This window comes from Actinokineospora auranticolor (genome assembly GCF_041897805.1).
GTDB lineage: Bacteria > Actinomycetota > Actinomycetes > Mycobacteriales > Pseudonocardiaceae > Actinokineospora > Actinokineospora auranticolor.
In genome coordinates this window covers 3,107,092-3,121,652 of record NZ_CP154825.1, presented here as the reverse complement: position 1 = coordinate 3,121,652, position 14,561 = coordinate 3,107,092, and the positions used below count along the sequence as shown (strand labels likewise).

The 14,561-nt window shown below is 72.1% G+C and carries 15 protein-coding genes; 7 read left to right on the top strand and 8 right to left on the bottom strand.

What is annotated here, in order from left to right:
* The first annotated feature begins 176 nt into the window (after positions 1-176).
* Genes fabG through V5P93_RS14210 form a run of 4 tightly spaced genes read left to right on the top strand, consistent with a single transcriptional unit; the run spans position 177 to position 3,554 of the window.
* Complete coding sequence (gene fabG / locus V5P93_RS14225) at positions 177-929, top strand: 3-oxoacyl-ACP reductase FabG (protein ID WP_104475905.1); 753 nt, start codon at positions 177-179, stop codon at positions 927-929.
* A gap of 4 nt (positions 930-933) precedes the next feature.
* The gene (locus V5P93_RS14220; protein ID WP_104475903.1) at positions 934-1,386 is read left to right on the top strand and encodes a MaoC family dehydratase; all 453 of its coding nucleotides are present in this window, start codon (positions 934-936) and stop codon (positions 1,384-1,386) included.
* A 12-nt stretch (positions 1,387-1,398) separates the two neighbouring features.
* Positions 1,399-2,559 (top strand): acyl-CoA dehydrogenase family protein, encoded by a 1,161-nt coding sequence (locus V5P93_RS14215; protein ID WP_104475901.1) that lies wholly within the window; start codon positions 1,399-1,401, stop codon positions 2,557-2,559.
* The gene (locus tag V5P93_RS14210) at positions 2,556-3,554 is read left to right on the top strand and encodes an acyl-CoA dehydrogenase family protein (RefSeq protein WP_104475900.1); all 999 of its coding nucleotides are present in this window, start codon (positions 2,556-2,558) and stop codon (positions 3,552-3,554) included. Before V5P93_RS14215 ends, V5P93_RS14210 begins: the two co-directional genes overlap by 4 nt.
* An 85-nt stretch (positions 3,555-3,639) precedes the next feature.
* On the opposite strand, the gene V5P93_RS14205 is transcribed toward V5P93_RS14210, so the two are convergent.
* From V5P93_RS14205 to wrbA, 4 genes are all read right to left on the bottom strand, one after another.
* Positions 3,640-4,029, bottom strand: coding sequence for a RidA family protein (locus V5P93_RS14205; RefSeq protein ID WP_104475898.1), 390 nt, complete (start codon positions 4,027-4,029; stop codon positions 3,640-3,642).
* 87 nt (positions 4,030-4,116) lie between these two features.
* Positions 4,117-4,887, bottom strand: coding sequence for a pirin family protein (locus tag V5P93_RS14200; protein ID WP_104475896.1), 771 nt, complete (start codon positions 4,885-4,887; stop codon positions 4,117-4,119).
* Positions 4,884-5,321, bottom strand: coding sequence for a VOC family protein (locus V5P93_RS14195; protein ID WP_104476708.1), 438 nt, complete (start codon positions 5,319-5,321; stop codon positions 4,884-4,886). Before V5P93_RS14195 ends, V5P93_RS14200 begins: the two co-directional genes overlap by 4 nt.
* A gap of 62 nt (positions 5,322-5,383) precedes the next feature.
* The gene (wrbA, locus tag V5P93_RS14190) at positions 5,384-6,001 is read right to left on the bottom strand and encodes an NAD(P)H:quinone oxidoreductase (RefSeq protein WP_104475895.1); all 618 of its coding nucleotides are present in this window, start codon (positions 5,999-6,001) and stop codon (positions 5,384-5,386) included.
* Positions 6,002-6,096: 95 nt separating this feature from the next.
* Between wrbA and V5P93_RS14185 the strand changes: the two genes are divergently transcribed.
* Positions 6,097-6,543 (top strand): MarR family winged helix-turn-helix transcriptional regulator, encoded by a 447-nt coding sequence (locus V5P93_RS14185; RefSeq protein WP_219823866.1) that lies wholly within the window; start codon positions 6,097-6,099, stop codon positions 6,541-6,543.
* A gap of 260 nt (positions 6,544-6,803) precedes the next feature.
* Here the strand turns inward: V5P93_RS14185 and V5P93_RS14180 are convergent, their stop codons facing one another.
* Positions 6,804-7,586 (bottom strand): DeoR/GlpR family DNA-binding transcription regulator, encoded by a 783-nt coding sequence (locus tag V5P93_RS14180; protein ID WP_104475891.1) that lies wholly within the window; start codon positions 7,584-7,586, stop codon positions 6,804-6,806.
* A gap of 170 nt (positions 7,587-7,756) precedes the next feature.
* Here V5P93_RS14180 and V5P93_RS14175 point away from each other — a divergent pair, with 170 nt between their 5' ends.
* Positions 7,757-8,656: an ROK family protein gene (locus V5P93_RS14175; RefSeq protein WP_104475889.1), complete on the top strand. Its 900-nt coding sequence runs from the start codon at positions 7,757-7,759 to the stop codon at positions 8,654-8,656.
* A 104-nt stretch (positions 8,657-8,760) separates the two neighbouring features.
* The gene (locus V5P93_RS14170; protein WP_104475887.1) at positions 8,761-9,219 is read left to right on the top strand and encodes a hypothetical protein; all 459 of its coding nucleotides are present in this window, start codon (positions 8,761-8,763) and stop codon (positions 9,217-9,219) included.
* 1 nt (position 9,220) lies between these two features.
* Here V5P93_RS14170 and V5P93_RS14165 read toward each other — a convergent pair whose 3' ends face one another.
* The 3 genes from V5P93_RS14165 to V5P93_RS14155 form a co-directional block, all read right to left on the bottom strand.
* Positions 9,221-9,748 (bottom strand): hypothetical protein, encoded by a 528-nt coding sequence (locus V5P93_RS14165; protein WP_146107868.1) that lies wholly within the window; start codon positions 9,746-9,748, stop codon positions 9,221-9,223.
* A 61-nt stretch (positions 9,749-9,809) separates the two neighbouring features.
* On the bottom strand, positions 9,810-11,915 hold the full coding sequence (locus V5P93_RS14160; protein WP_104475883.1) for an NACHT domain-containing NTPase: 2,106 nt from the start codon (positions 11,913-11,915) through the stop codon (positions 9,810-9,812).
* A 25-nt stretch (positions 11,916-11,940) separates the two neighbouring features.
* Positions 11,941-14,505 carry a bifunctional FO biosynthesis protein CofGH gene (locus V5P93_RS14155; RefSeq protein ID WP_245930914.1) on the bottom strand — a complete coding sequence of 855 codons (2,565 nt, stop codon included), beginning with the start codon at positions 14,503-14,505 and terminating at the stop codon, positions 11,941-11,943.
* Positions 14,506-14,561 lie beyond the last annotated feature (56 nt).

The following is a 14,561-nucleotide window of genomic DNA, read 5'->3' as shown; positions in this document are numbered from 1 at the left end:
AACCCGGATCTTCGACCTGGGTCGGTCCCCTAGGCGAGCCAGCGACCCCCTAGGGGAACAACCGGGGCCACCCGGTTGGTGAGTTTCCTCCCGCGAACCGCTACCCCACCACCCCGCTCCGGCGGTAGGTTCCGGGTGCTTGCTCGATGAGGTCCGGACCAGGCGGAAGGTGAGCGGTGGCGCGGCGGATCGCGGTGGTGACTGGTGGGGGACGCGGGATCGGCGCGGCCGTGGCCGTGCGGTTGGGGCGCGACGGGTTCGCCGTCGCGGTGGTCGACCTCACGGTCGACGCGGGCGCGGCGACAGTCGCCGCGATCGAGGCCGCGGGCGGCACGGCGATCTCGGTGGGCGCCGACGTGCGCGACGCCGAGCAGGTCGAGGCGGCGGTCGCGGAGGTCGCCGAGCGGCTCGGCCCGCCGACGGTGCTGGTGAACAACGCGGGCATCCTGCGCGACAACCTGCTGTTCAAGATGACCGACGACGACTGGGACTCGGTGATCGGAGTGCACCTGCGGGGCGCCTTCCTGATGACCCGGGCGGTGCAGCGGTACCAGACCGAACAGCGGTACGGGCGGATCGTCAACCTGTCCAGCACGTCCGCGCTCGGCAACCGGGGCCAGTCGAACTACGCGACCGCGAAGGCGGGGCTGCAGGGCTTCACCAAGACCCTGGCGATCGAGCTGGGCAAGTTCGGGGTCACGGCCAACGCCATCGCGCCGGGGTTCATCGAGACGGAGATGACCGCGGCCACGGCGGAACGGGTTGGGATACCGTTCGAGGACTTCAAGGCGGGTGCGGCGGCGGCGATCCCGGTCGGGCGGATCGGGCAGCCGGAGGACGTGGCGGCGGTCGCGGCGTTCCTGGTCAGCGAGGAGGCCGGGTTCGTGTCGGGGCAGGTAATCTACGTCGCGGGCGGGCCGAGGGACTGACGCCGTGATCGTGTTCGACGGGCTGCCCGCGCTCACCGCGGCGGTCGGGACGCACCTGGGGTTCGGTGAGTGGGTCGAGGTCACCCAGGAGCGGGTCCGGGCGTTCGCCGACGCGACCGGGGACCACCAGTGGATCCACCTCGACGCCGAGCGGGCGGCCGACGGCCCGTTCGGCGGCACGGTCGCGCACGGGTACCTGACGCTCTCGCTGCTGCCCGCGCTCGGGCGGGGCGTCTACCGGTTCGCGGGTTTCTCGATGGGCGTCAACTACGGGCTGAACAAGGTGCGGTTCCCCGGGGTCGTGCGGGTCGGGTCGCGGGTGCGGGTCGGCGTGGAACTGCGGTCGGCAGCGGCGGACCGGCGCGGGGTGATCGCCGTGTTCGCCTACACCGTCGAGGTCGAGGGGTCGACGCGACCGGGGTGCGTCGCGGAGGCCGTTGTCCTGCTGGTCCCCTGAACTGGAGGCGTGATGAGCGAGTGGACCGACCGGGTGGCGGCGCTGGTGGCCGCGCACGACCCGGCCACCACCGACCGCGCGGCGTTCCTGCGCGCGCGGTTCGACGCCGGGTTGGCGTGGGTGCACTTCCCCGAGGGCCTGGGCGGTCTGGCCGCGCCGCGCGAGGCGCAGCGGGAGGTGGACGCGGCGCTTTCGGCCGCCGGGGCACCGGACAACGACCCGCGGCGCATCGGCATCGGGCTGGGCATGGCGGCCCCCACGATCCTCGCGCACGGCACGGCGGACCAGCGGCGGCGGTTCCTCCGTCCACTGTGGACCGGTGAGGAGGTGTGGTGCCAGCTCTTCAGCGAACCCGGCGCGGGCTCCGACCTGGCCGCGCTGGCCACCCGGGCGCGCCGCGACGGTGACGACTGGGTGGTGACGGGCCAGAAGGTGTGGACGTCGTCCGCGCACAACGCGCGGTGGGCGATCCTGCTGGGCCGCACCGACCCCGACGTGCCCAAGCACGCGGGCCTGACGTACTTCGTCTGCGACATGACCGCCCCCGGTGTCGACGTGCGCCCCCTGCGCCAGATCACCGGCGAGGCCGAGTTCAACGAGGTGTTCCTCAGCGAGGTCCGCGTCCCCGACACGGACCGCCTGGGCGACGTGGGCGATGGCTGGCGGGTAGCGCGTACCACCCTGATGAACGAGCGCGTCGCGATCGGCGGCAGGCCGGTGCCGCGCGAGGGCGGGATGGTCGGTGTCGTCGCGCGGACGTGGCGGGACAACCCCGACCGCCGCACCCCGGACCTGCACGACCGGCTGGTGGCCCTGTGGGTGCGCGCGGAGGCGTTGCGGCTGGCGGGGATCCGGCTGCGGACCGGGTCGCCGGGCCCGGAGGGGTCGGCGATGAAGCTGGCGTTCGCGGGCATCGCCCAAGCCCTGTCGGGCCTGGAGGTCGAACTGCTCGCCGAAGACGGCCTCCGCTACGACGACTGGACCGAGCGCCGCCCCGCGCACGTCGACTACCTGGGGCGGGGTGCCGGTTACCGGTACCTGCGCGCCAAGGGCAACTCCATCGAGGGCGGCACCTCCGAGATCCTGCGCACCATCATCGCCGAACGCGTCCTCGGGCTGCCCGCCGAACCCCGGGCCGACAAGGACCTGCCGTGGAAGGACCTCCCGCGATGACCGAGCCGGACCTGCGGTACAGCGAGGTCGAGGAAGACCTGCGCTCGAGCGTCCGCGCCCTGCTCACCGCCCGCGCGGGCGCGGGGCTGTGGCGGGAGCTGGTCGGCCTGGGGGTGACGTCGCTGCCGGTGCCGGAGGGGCTGGGCGGGCAGGGGGCGGGCTACCGGGAGGTGGCCGTGGTGGCGGAGGAGCTGGGGGCGTCGGTGGCGCCGGTGCCGTTCCTGGGCAGCGCGGTGCTGGCCACGGCGGCGCTGCTGCACGCGGGGGACACACCGGAGGTTCGGCTGGCGCTGTCGGGGACGCCGGTGCTGGCGGTGCCGCTGTCGTCGTGGGGCGCGGTCGTCGGGGTGCGGGGCCTGACCGGGTCCATCCGGAGCGTGGCCGACGCGGCGGCGGCCGACCGGTTCCTGGTGCCCGCCGACAACGGGCTGTACCTGGTCGAGGCGGCCGATGTGCGGGTGTCCCCCGTGCCGTCGCTCGACGAGACCCGCCCGGTTGCCGACCTGGAGTTCTCCGCCGCCCCCGGTACCCGACTCGCGGGCCTGGACGCCGTCCGGCGGGCCCTGCTGGTCGGTGCGGGGATCCTGGCTTCGGAGCAGGTGGGGGTGGCGCAGTGGTGCCTCGACACGACGGTCGCGTACGTGCGCCAACGGGTCCAGTTCGGGCGTCCGGTGGGTTCGTTCCAGGCGGTGAAGCACCGTTTGGCGGACCTGTGGCAGGAGCTGGTGCTGGCCCGAGCCGCCGCCCGCAACGCCGCCGACGCCCTGACCACCGGCGTCGACACCGCCGTGGCCGTCTCCCTGGCCCAATCCCTCTGCGCCACTGTCGCGGTCCGCGCCGCCGAGGAATGCGTGCAACTGCATGGCGGCATCGGGATGACCTGGGAACACCCAGCCCACCGCTACCTCAAACGCGCCAAGGCGAACGAGATCGCCCTGGGCACGCCGGGCATGCACCGCGCCACCCTGGCCCCGCTGATCGACCTCCTCGGCTAACCCGAACCCGCCCCCGTCAGCGCGCCCACACTCCGCTACTCGCGAGTTATCCACATGGCCCGGAGCGGACAGCGATCGGCGCGGGCTACTCGGTGGGGCGGTGGGCGTCCACCTCGATCTCGATCTTCACGCGGGGGTCGATCAGGCCGCACACGAACATGGTGGCGGCGGGGCGGACCTCCCCGAAGCACTCCCGCAGGACCGGCCAGCACGGCTCGAAGTCGGCGCCGTCCGGCAGCAGGTACCGGACCCGCACCACGTCGGCGAAGCCGCAGCCCGCTTCGGTGAGCGTGGCGGCGATGTTGCGCAGGCACTGCTCGGCCTGGGCCACCACGTCGTCGGCGATGGTCATCGTGGTGTAGTCGAAGCCGGTCGTGCCGGACACGTGCACCCGGTCGCCGTCCACCACGGCGCGGGCGTAGCCGATCCGTTCCTCGAAGGTCGAGCCGCTGAGGATGGCGCGTCGTTCTGTCATGGGGCGAACGCTAGGGGGCGGGTGTGGAGAACGTCCACCGCATAAGGGGAAGCGCGTGGGCGGAGGGGGTGCCGCCCACGCGCGGGCTCAGCCGATCCGGAGTGTGGCGTGCATCTCCCACACGAGGATCTCGGCGCCTTCGGGTCCGGCGGTCACGCGTTGGCCGCCGGTGGCGGTGATCCGGGCGGCGTCCCCTGTGGACAGAAGGCCGCTGCCCTCGAGCGTCACCGCGCCCTGGGGGACGAACAGGTGCACGAACGGCGCGTCCGGCAACGCCACCGAACCGCCGGGGGCCAGCCGGGCCGCGTACAGGGCGGCGTGCCGCTGGCCGATGGTGATGGCCGACTCCCCCGCGTGCTCGGCCATCCCCGACGCGACCGGCACGAGGCCGCCGCCGAGCAGTTCCGCGTCGATCTCCAACTGCTCGTAGCCGGGCGCCTTGCCCGCCTCGTCCGGCACCACCCACATCTGGACGAAGTGGACCGGGTCGTCGTGCCGCGGGCCGCCGGAGAGCCGCCAGGAGTCGTTCTTCTCCGAGTGCAGGATGCCCGTCCCGGCGCTCATCCGCTGGGCCAGGCCCGGGTAGATGATGCCGTTGTGCCCCTCGGAGTCCTGGTGCACCAGCGCGCCGCGCAGCACCCAGGTGACGATCTCCATGTCCCGGTGCGGGTGCGTCTCGAACCCCGAGCCGGGGGTGACGACGTCGTCGTTGTTGACCAGCAGCAGGCCGAAGTGGGTGTTGTCGGGGTGGTGGTGGCGGCCGAAGGAGAAGGAGTGCTTGGAGTCCAGCCAGCCGATGTCGGTGGCGAAGCGGTCGGTGGCGCGGCGCAGGTCGACGCCCGGGATCACAGCCGTCATGTCACTTTCTCCCCGTACATCTCGCCGAGGGGGTCGGCGATGAGTTCGATGCGGGCGCCGTCGGGGTCGGTGAGGTAGAGCGACGTGCCGCTCTCCTCGAGGTAGGGCACGCCCCCCGCGTCCAGGCGGGCGCGGGCGGCGTGCCACTGCTCCGGCTCCAGGGAGACCGCGAGGTGGTGCAGCCCGCCCAGCACCTCGGCGTACGGGCCGAGGTCGAGGCCGGGCAGGTCGAAGAAGGCGATGGCGTTGCCGTTGCCCACGTCGAAGAAGAAGTGCGTGGACCCCGGGTAGTCGCGGTTCTCCAGCACCTCGGTCAGCGGGAACCCGAGGACGCCCTGGTAGAACTCGACCGTCCGACGGACGTCACCCGAGAGCAGCGCCGTGTGGTGGATGCCGCGCGCGGTGCTGGCGGGGCGGTCCGCCCGCGCCACCATCAGCTCGGTCCGCAGGCGGTCGCGGGCGGCGGCGAGTTCGCCGACCTGGGTGCCGGAGAGCGTCACGCCTGGGTTCCGCGCTTGAGCCGGGCGGCGACCTGGACGGCGCGGCGGGCCTGGAAGGCGATCGCGGCCAGCTCGGTCTCCCCCGGCGGGTTGGCGCCGTTGTTGGAGATGTGGCTGGTGCCGTAGGGGTTGCCGGACTTGAACTGGATCGGGTCGGCGTAGCCGGGCGCGACGATGATGGCGCCCCAGTGGTAGAAGGTGTTGTTGATCGCGGTGATCGTCGTCTCCTGGCCGCCGTGCGCGGTGCCGGTGGAGGTGAACGACGACGCGATCTTGTCCACCAGCTTGCCCTGCGCCCACAGCGGGCCCGCGAGGTCGATGAACTGCTTGACCTGCGCGGCGGGCAGGCCGAAGCGGGTCGGGCTGCCGAGCAGGATGACGTCGGCCCACTCGAGGTCGTCGATCGACGCCTCCGGCACGGACTCGGTCTGCTCCGCGTGCGCCGCCCAGACCTCGTTGGACTGGATCGCCGCGTCCGGGGCCAGTTCCCGGACCTTGTGCAGGCGGACCTCGGCGCCCTCCCCGGTCGCCGCGTCGGCGGCGGCCAAGGCCAGCGCGTGCACGCTGCCGGTGGCCGAGTAGTAGATGACCGCGACCTTGACCTGATCGCTCACCGTGTCCTCCAAGTAGTTAATGGCTTAACTAGTCGAACCCTAGCCCGCCGTAGTTGTCGTGTCAACAAGTGGCCCGGGGTGCCTAGACTGCGGTGGTGACACCGTGGCTGGATCCCGCGCAACAACGAGCCTGGCGCGCCTTGGTCGAGGGCGCAGGTCGACTACTCGCACGGGTGGACCGCCACCTGCGCGACACCCACGGGTTGACGCTGGCGGAGTACGAGATCCTGGTGCACCTGTCCGAGGGACACCTGCACATGTCGGAGCTCGCGGCGCAGGTCAGCCACTCCCGGGCCCGCGTCACCCAGACGGTCGACCGGATGGTGCGCGCCGACCTGGTGGTCCGCTCGGCCTGCCCGGAGGACCGGCGGGGCGTGCACGCCTCGCTGACCGACAAGGGCCGCGCCGTCCTGGAGGCCGCGGCCCGCGACCACGTCCTCGAAGTCCGCCGCCTGGTCGTCGACGTGCTGTCCCCGGACGAACTCACCTCGGTGGGCGCGGCGATGTCCAAGATCCGCACCGCCGCCGTCGACCCGGGCTGAACGACCACCCCACCACCGACGCGACCTCGGCGCGGCACCCGTGGCCGCTCACCCGATCGAGCCGCCCCGCGCCTCGCCGACCTCACCCACCAGCGGCAACCCCGCCCCCAGGCCCTGATCGGACCACACCCCGCCCCTCTCGCCCCAAGACCGCGAGTTGTGCACAGCCCCGCCGTCGATCCTCCGGTTCTGTCGGTGCGCCGGCAAAATTGATTCCGGGGGCCGGAGGCATCCTCACCGGGCACAGGTGTCCGTGCCGACTAGACCGTGCGGACCTCGACACCCTCGTCGCGGAACGCCTTGATGGCGTCGGCGGGCGCGGCGGAGTCGGTGATCAGCAGCTGCACCGCCGACACCGGGCAGATCTGGGCGAACGCGTACCTACCCAGCTTCGAGCTGTCCGCGATGACCACCACCCGCCGCGCGCGCTCGGCCATGAGGCGGTTGATGCTGGCCTCGCCCTCGTGGTGCGCGTAGGCGCCGTGCAGCGGGTCGATCGCGTCGACACCCAGGAACACGACGTCCAGGGTGATCTCGTCCAGGATCCGGGTGGCCAGCGGGCCGCTCAGCTCGAACGACTGGGGCCGCGCGACACCGCCGGTGACCACGATCTTCACGTGCGGGCGAACGGCGAGTTCGTTGGCGATGTTCAGCGCGTTGGTGACCACCGTGAGTGCCGGTTCATCCGTCTGGCTGAAATCCGGGCGGATGGCCAGGGCGCGGGCGATCTCCGTGGTGGTCGTGCCGCCGTTGAGGCCGACGACGCCGCCGCGCGCCACCATCGCCGCGGCGGCCTTGCCGATGCGCTCCTTCTCGGAGGCGTGCCGGGCGGTCTTGTAGCGCAGCGGCAGGTCGTACGCGACGTTGTTGGCGACCGCGCCGCCGCGGGTGCGGGTGAGCAACTGCTGCTCGGCGAGGTGGTCGAGGTCACGGCGGATCGTCGCCGAGCTCACGTCGAGCTCGCCAGCCAAGTCGTCGACGTCGACCTTGCCGCGCTGACCGAGCATGTCCAGCAGCGCGCTCAGCCGCTCGTACCGGTCCACCCGTCGCCACCTCCGCGTTCCCCGCGCGCATGCGCGGCGTTGCAAAGTATCGCCCCGTCGAGGCACATTCAACGACCGACAGGCTTGGCATCGGCTGACCGATCACGCAGTATTCGTGGCGCGTGCGAGCAGATTCGAGCGCACTGACCGGCCTCAGGGGAAGGAAACGCATGACAGCGGAGCGGCACGTGGTCGCCGTGGACGTCGGAGGCACCTCGATCAAGGCGGCACTGGTCGACCGGGACCTGCGCGCCGTCGAGGTGCTGCGCGAGCCGACCAGACGGACCGGGGAGACCGTCGACGTCGCGCAGATCGCCGAGCTCGTCAACCGCCTCGGTGAGGGCCACGACGTGGTGGGCGCGGGCATCGCGGTGCCCGGCATCGTCGACGACGACCTGGGCCTGGTGCGGGCGGCGGTGAACCTGGGCTGGGTGGACGTCCCGCTGCGCGACCGGCTGGTCGAGGCGACCGGCGTGCCCCTGCTGGTGCGCCACGACGTGCGGACGGGCGGTCTCGCGGAGTTCACCGTCGGCGCGGGCAAGGGCGCCGCGGACGCGCTGTTCCTGCCGCTGGGCACGGGCATCGCCGCGGCGGTCCAGGTGGACGGCCGCATGCTGGGCGCGTCCGGTTACGCGGGTGAGATCGGCCACGTGGTGGTGGACCCGGGTGGCGCGGTCTGCGGCTGCGGCACCCGCGGCTGCCTGGAGACGCTGGCCGCCGCGCCCGCCTTCGCCCGCCGCTACGCCGAGCGCACCGGCCGCACCATCGCCGACGCCGCCGAAGTCGCCGCGCTCCTGGCGACCGACCCCGACGCCCGCGCCGTCTGGCGGGACGCCGTGGACGCCCTGGCGACCGCCCTGCTGATGGCGGTCACCCTGTTCGGCCCCGCGGTGATCGTCATCGGCGGCGGTGTCGCTGAAGCGGGTGAAGCTCTCGTCGGGCCCGTCCGCGACGAACTCCTCAGCCGCCTCAAGTTCCAGCGGCGACCGGAGGTCGTCCGAGCCGCCCTTGGCCAGGACGCGGGCCGGGTCGGCGCGGCTCTGCTGGGCTGGCAGGCGGCGGGAGAGTAGATCGATCCGTGCACCGCGCCGCCAGCGCCGCCGGCGCGGTCGCAGTTTGCGCGGGTCGGGGCCGGGTACGCCGGGGTGAGCCAGAGCACACCTCGGGAGGAGCCATGTCGACCCACGCCCACCACTTCCGACTAGTCCCCACCCAGCGCCACCACCAAGCCCACCCGGTCGCGGGTGCCGCGGAGTGCCTCTTCCTCGCGGCGGGCTTGATCACCATCGCGATCATCACCTACGCCACCGGCGCCACGATCATGCCCGGCGCCTCGGACGACGGAACGGTAGGCGCCTTCGGCAACCCACTGGCCGCCGTCCTTCACCTGGCCTTCGGCGCGTTCGCACTGGTGGCCGCCCTCCACCCGCCGCTGCGCCGGATCTTCGCCGAAATCCTCGGCCTGGCCTTCTTCGGCTTCACGGTCTACGACCTGGTGGCGCTGATCTTCCCGGCGGCGGAGGAAGAACCCCTCGGCGTCAGCTGGCCGCTCCTGGTGGCCCACGTCACGGCCCTGGCCCTGTGCGTGGTGATCACCTTCTCCACCGAGAGCCCGGAAGCCAAACCCGCCTGACTCAGTCGCCGATGACCGAGGTCCGGTCCCCTACCTGGATCTCGGCCGCGTCGAAGCACCTGCGGAACACGTTGAACCGGGGCAGCTCCCGCTCTTCCGCCTCCAGGAGGAGAACGACGGCGGTGACCAGCATCGCCACCGTCGCGAGCGAGACCCCAGCGAGCGCGTGGCTGTACTCCCCCTCGACGATGGCCACGAGCCACAGCCCCGGGAGGGCGCCCATGCCTGTCAGGAGGAGGAGTCGGGAGAACATGTGCATCCCGCTCATCTTGGTCGCGCCCAGGACGGCGGCCACACCAACGCCGAGCAACAGGTAGTTCAACCACAGTGGACCCAGTGCCGGGTCGACGCTGACGTTCGCCAGGAAGCGGAATCCGGCCGCTGCGCCCAACAGCGCCAGGACCAGGAACGCGGCGACCCGCGCGCCCCCGCCTGGCGGCCTGGTGTCCCGCGTCTTCGACCAGTCCGCGATCCTGATCTCCGAGGTGGGGATCGGGCCGCGAGTTTCCCGGTCGAAGGCCGCTCTCACCCGATCGTCCAGCAGCGCGACACAGCGCCGGTGGTCGTCTCCGGTCGGCCGCTGCCCGTTGTCACCCTGGTTGCGGCGCAACGAATCGACCGCGATCGGGATGGCCAGGCGCTGGTCCGCGCTGATCTCCTCCGGACCGGGCGGGGCCGCGCGCACCAGGTCCGCGATCCGACCGCAGATCACCAGCAGGGGGTCGTGGCGCCCAGCGGCGAACGGCTGCCACACCCAGGTCATCCGCGGCTCGGCTGCCGCGGGCGGTGTGCAGAGGCCGAGTTGCCGCTCGATGAGCGGGGCCTTGATCAACTCGGCGAGTCGCCAGGCCGCGCGGTGCGCGGTCCAGTCGTTGGTCCAGATCACCCGCACCAGCGCGTCCGCCGCCGCGGGGGTGCCCACCACCGCGAGGTCGTCGACCGCCCAGAGCTGTCCCCGGGTGACCTGGGCGGTCAGGGCGGGCAACGCCAACTCCCCCATTCCGCGCAACGCGGCTCGCGCGTCGTCGTCCGCGCCCGCTCCCGCCCAGGGTGTGCGCGGCCTCCACGCGCCCGGAGGCGGAGAGGGCGAGCATGGCGTCCACCCTGGCCCGGCCACCGGCCGCGGCCAAGTCGGAGAGCAGGGCCATCACCCGCCGACCCCGAGGTCGGCTGTCCGCCGCGACCGAACCGAGGGCCGCGATGATGGCCTCTCGATGGGGATCCCCCTGCCCGAGGCTGCCCGCGAAGTGTTCGATCACCCGGTCGGCGAAGTCGTGGTCGACGCGCTGGGCCTCCGCGAGGCACTCAAGGGCCAGAACCCGCCGAGCCGGGTCCGCGGCGCCGAAGATCTCGGCGACGACCCTGGTGCAGTCGCGGGTGGTGGTGCCGCACCAGAGCTTCACCGTCTCCCGCCAAGCCGGGGGATCGGCGGCGTAGTGGGCCAACAGGTCGTCCGGGGCACCGGCGAGTTCGGCGGCGACCAGGTACTCCTGCAGCGTGAGGTGGCGGAAGGTGTAGGCGGTGCGGCTCTTGTCCGTGGCGGTGATGATCTGGCTGCGGGTGACTATCTCGTCGAGGACGTTCTTGGCGAGGCCCGCGTCGAGGTCGAGGTCGGGCAGCAGTTCCCTGGTGGTGGCCTCCAGGTCGCGGCGGGTGATGGTGAGGCGGTCGGCGGACACCATCGACCGCAGCGCGACCTGTTGCAGCACAGCCAGCTTCTCCCCCACCTCGTAGACCGCCAGGGAACCGGCGCGGCCGAGGTCGGTGTCGCGGCCGAGCAGGTGGGTGATCGCCTCCTGGTAGAAGGCCGAGCGGGAGGTGGGCAGGCGCCTGCCCGATTTCGTGAAGACCTCGGTGTGCAGGTAGGCGATCATCGTCAGCAGCAGGGGGCTGCGCGCCACGCGCATCAGCGCCGGGTTGTTGCGCAGGCTGGTGAACAGTTCGGCGACCTCCGCGCGGTCCGCCAGGCCGCGCCAATTGCCCAGGAACCGGATGACCGCGGCGTCGTCGAACTCGGCCACCCGGACCACGTGGGCGAAGCCCGCGCCCATCGGTTGGCCCTGGTAGACCACGTCCCGGCAGGTGACGATGAACTGGCACCCCGGGTACTCGCGGGCGATGTCGAGCAGGGCCGCGAAGACTCGTTGCCGGTCGTCGCGGCCCACTTCGTCGAGGCCGTCGAGCAACAGCGCGAAGGCGCCGTCGCGGAGGCCGCGCAGGGTCAGGTCCCGGATGCGGTCCGGGCGACCCTCCCGGTCGACCCGGGACCGGGCGCGCTCGGCGACGATGAGGTCAACGAGGGTGTCGGTGGACCCGGTGCAGCGGTGGAGTTCGAGGAAGACCGGCACCTTGGCGGCGCGGCCCGCGCGGACCTGGCGCGCCCAGACCAGCATCGAGTTCTTCAGCAGCATCGACTTGCCCTGGTCGATGTCGACCACCGCGTCCATCACGAAGCCCATGGCGTGGCGGGAGAAGTCTTGTTCGACCACCTCCGCGTAGCGGCTGGCCAGGCGCCTGCCGAACTTGGCCCGGCGCGAGTACCAGCGGGACGAGCGCTCGAAGGCACTGGCCCCGGACTTCTTGAGGTATTCACCCAGGAAGCGCCGGGTGGCGAAGAGGAGTACGGCGGTGACCGCGACCACCACGCCGTAGGGGAACAACCGGGTGAGGAGGTCGGGACCGCCGGGCGTGATCAACTTATCGCGGCGGTCCCGTACGGCGTTACGTTGTCAACGGCAGCAGGGTCGGGCGCCAGACACCGTCGTGGTTTAGGGCAGTGGTGCGGCGTTCGGGTGGGACTTCACCGTAGGTGGTGGTTCGTTGGCGGGAGGGGCGGCCCGCGGCGGTGGCCAGGACTTCGAGGTCGGCGATGGTTTTGTAGCTGCCGTTGTCGCTGCCCGCCATGCGGCTGATGGTTTCCTCCATGAGGGTGCCGCCCAGGTCGTTGACGCCGCCGCGGAGGACGTCGACCACTCCCTGGTCGCCCAGTTTGACCCAGCTGGTTTGGATGTTGGAGATCTTGCCGTGCAGGAGGATCCGGGCCAGGGCGTGGACGGCGCGGTTTTCCAGGTGGGTGGGGCCGGGGCGGGCGATTCCTGCCAGGTACAGGGGCGCGTTCGTGTGGACGAAGGGCAGCAGGACGAACTCGGTGAAGCCGCCGGTTTCCGACTGGAGGGAGGCGATCAGTTTGAGGTGTGCCACCCAGTGAGCCGGGGTGTCGACATGGCCGTACATCATTGTGGATGTGGTCGGGATGCTCAGACGGTGGGCCGTGGTGACGACCTCGATCCACGTGGCCGTGGGGAGTTTGCCCTTGGTCAGGATCCACCGCACGTCGTCGTCGAGGATTTCGGCGGCCGTGCCGGGGAGCGAGTCCACGCCTGCTTCTCGGGCGGCGGTAAGCCAGTCCTCAATGGACAGATTGGTCCGGGAGGCGCCGTTGACGACCTCCATCGGGGAGAACGCGTGGACGTGCAGGCCCGGGGCTCGTTTGCGGACCTCGGCGGCGATGTCGAAGTACGCGGTTCCCGGGAGGTCCGGGTGGATCCCGCCCTGCATGCAGACCTCGGTGGCACCGACGCCCCAGGCCTGTTCGGCTCGGGCGCCGACCTGCGCCAACGACAACGTGTACGCGTCGGCGTCGGTGCGGCGTTGGGCGAAGGCGCAGAAGCGGCAGCCGGTGTAGCAGACGTTGGTGAAGTTGATGTTCCGGGTGACGACGTAGGTCACCTCGTCCCCGACCGCGTCTCGGCGCAGGGCGTCGGCGAAGGAGGCGAGGGCCTCGATCTCGGGGCCGGGGCCCGCCGACAGCAGGGTCAACGCGTCCGAATCGGACAGTCCGGCGGGAGAACTCTCGGCGTGGCGCAGCGCGGTGAGGAATTCGGGGCGGATGGCGCCGCCGGAGCCGACCGCGGAAGCGGGGGCGGCGACCTGGCCGCGTAGTTCTTCCCAGTCACCATAGACGGAGTCGAAGTCGTCCCGGCGGTCCGCGGTGCGGCCGACGGTGTCGATCGACGCGTGCAGGTCGGTCCGACCCGAGTCCACCAGGGCGACCTCGGGCTCCTGCCACGGCCGCCCGACCACCGGGGCGTCCTCGACGGCCAACCCCGTCGACGGATCGGCCAACGCCGACACGTGGGCCGCCAACCGGGGGTCCAGCCACGGCTCGCGCAGGTACTCCGGGTAGATCGTCAGCCGCTCCGCCAACCGGAACCCGGCCGCCGCCGTGCGCTCCGCCAGGGTCTCGATCTGCGGCCACGGGCGCTCGGGGTTCACGTGGTCCGGGGTCAGCGGCGACACGCCGCCCCAGTCGTCGATCCCGGCGCGCACCAGCAGGTCGAACTCGCCGCCGATCAGGTTGGGGGGTGCCTGGACGCGGGCGCGCGGACCCAGCACGACCCGGGCCACAGCGACGGTCGCGGCGAGTTCCTCCGCTTCCGCGTCCGGCATGCCGCGCATCGCGGTGTCCGGTTTGGCGCGGAAGTTCTGGATGATGACCTCCTGGATCCCGCCGTACTGGCGGGAAACCCGGCGGATCTCGAACAGCGACTCGACGCGGTCCGCCAGGGTCTCCCCGATGCCGATCAGCACCCCGGTGGTGAACGGCACGGACGAGCGCCCGGCGTCTTCCAAGACCCTCAGCCGCACCGCCGGTTCCTTGTCCGGCGACCCGTAGTGCGGCCCGCCGGGCTCCGACCACAGCCGCGTCGACGTCGTCTCCAGCATCATCCCCATGGACGGCGCCACCGGCTTGAGCCGCTGGAAGTCCTGCCACCCCAGCACACCCGGGTTCAGGTGCGGCAGCAGTCCCGTCTCCTCCAGCACCCGGATCGCCATCGCGCGCACGTACGACAGCGTGTCCGGGTAGCCCGCCGCCTCCAGCCACTCGCGGGCCGCGGACCAGCGGTCCTCCGGCCGGTCACCGAGGGTGAACAGCGCCTCCTTGCAGCCCAGCGCCGCGCCTTGGCGGGCGATCTCCAGCACCTCGTCCGGGCTCAGGAACGACGCGGGCAGCCTGCCCGGCACGGTCGCGAACGTGCAGTAGTGGCACCGGTCGCGGCAGAGCCGGGTCAGCGGGATGAACACCTTGCGGGAGTACGTGATCACACCCGGTCGTCCCGCGTCGACCAGGCCCGCGTCCCGCACCCGCGACGCGGTGTCGAACAGGTCCGCCAGGTGCGGACCGCGCGCGTGCAGCAGGACCTCGGCCTCGGTCCGGTCCAGCGCGACACCGTCGCGGGCGCGGCGCAGGGCACGGCGGATCGCCGACTCGGCGGGCACGGTCACGAACACCTCCAGGGAGCGACTGGCACAAACCTATCCACCAAGGTGGACAACCAGCC

Bases quoted from the DNA above. Each gene is read 5' to 3' on its own strand.
- V5P93_RS14215 (WP_104475901.1), top strand. From the start codon at position 1,399: ATGAGCGAGTGGACCGACCGGGTGGCGGCGCTGGTGGCCGCGCACGAC.
- V5P93_RS14210 (WP_104475900.1), top strand. From the start codon at position 2,556: ATGACCGAGCCGGACCTGCGGTACAGCGAGGTCGAGGAAGACCTGCGC.
- V5P93_RS14205 (WP_104475898.1), bottom strand. From the start codon at position 4,029: ATGACAGAACGACGCGCCATCCTCAGCGGCTCGACCTTCGAGGAACGG.
- V5P93_RS14200 (WP_104475896.1), bottom strand. From the start codon at position 4,887: ATGACGGCTGTGATCCCGGGCGTCGACCTGCGCCGCGCCACCGACCGC.
- V5P93_RS14195 (WP_104476708.1), bottom strand. From the start codon at position 5,321: ATGGTGGCGCGGGCGGACCGCCCCGCCAGCACCGCGCGCGGCATCCAC.
- V5P93_RS14175 (WP_104475889.1), top strand. From the start codon at position 7,757: ATGACAGCGGAGCGGCACGTGGTCGCCGTGGACGTCGGAGGCACCTCG.
- V5P93_RS14170 (WP_104475887.1), top strand. From the start codon at position 8,761: ATGTCGACCCACGCCCACCACTTCCGACTAGTCCCCACCCAGCGCCAC.